The organism is Lysinibacillus sp. GbtcB16 (assembly GCF_019091145.1).
GTDB lineage: Bacteria > Bacillota > Bacilli > Bacillales_A > Planococcaceae > Lysinibacillus > Lysinibacillus fusiformis.
On sequence record NZ_JAGXJV010000273.1, the window covers coordinates 1 to 287 of the forward strand.

The 287-nt window shown below is 38.7% G+C and carries 1 protein-coding gene and 1 pseudogene; both read left to right on the forward strand.

All coding sequences use genetic code 11. The features are described from left to right. Positions 1-168, forward strand: a pseudogene (locus KVT27_RS26885) (nitronate monooxygenase); the annotation flags it as partial. Between the two features lie 20 nt (positions 169-188). Next, on the forward strand, positions 189-287 hold a 99-nt coding region (locus KVT27_RS24240; RefSeq protein WP_217582137.1), incomplete at its 3' end, for a UPF0223 family protein.

The window sequence follows — 287 nt, forward strand, 5'->3', positions numbered from 1 at the left end:
ATAAGTGGTTCAGCGAATAAGCGTTTTATTTATGTTGGTGAACAAGAACAACGTTTTGGTTGGTCTGGACAAGTGACAGGGATGATTCATGATATTCCTACTGTTGAGGAATTAATCAATCGAATGGTTGCAGTAGCGGAAAGTATCCGGTTAAAATGGGGGCAATAATGTAAAGGTGGTTTTGACGAATGGAATATTCTTATCCGTTTTCAACAGATTGGTCTACAGAGGAGCTTGTGGATGTTGTTCAATTTTTTGAAGGAATTGAACAAGCTCATGAAAAGGGC